Source organism: Rhizobium sp. SVR5-9E, assembly GCF_056755095.1.
This window is the reverse complement of record NZ_JBNDHS010000701.1, coordinates 1-239: the sequence shown is the minus strand read 5'-3', so window position 1 is coordinate 239 and position 239 is coordinate 1. Positions and strand designations below refer to the sequence as shown.

Below are 239 nucleotides of genomic sequence, written 5' to 3'. Positions count from 1 at the left end.
CCACTATTAGCGTCTTCGCTACCAGACGAAACCCTTAGTTCGATCACAATTGGGGTAGAACTGTGGCAGCAAAAACAACATCCCTATTCATTACTATCCGTCTCACCTTCAATTTCGATGCGCGACGTCAAGACATTGTCGATCACGCCCCAGCTCTGAGCTTCGTCGGCATCCATGAGGTGGTCGCGGTAGAGGGTCTTTTCAAGTTCCTCGTAGTTGCGGCCCGTGTGCTTAACGTA

General features: G+C 50.6%; 1 protein-coding gene. It reads right to left on the bottom strand.

Features of this window, described 5'->3' with window-relative positions; translation table 11 throughout:
- Window positions 1-83: 83 nt before the first annotated feature.
- Window positions 84-239: ATP-dependent Clp protease proteolytic subunit (locus tag ACPYOJ_RS36615; RefSeq protein WP_481420573.1), on the bottom strand; the 156-nt coding region annotated here is incomplete at its 5' end.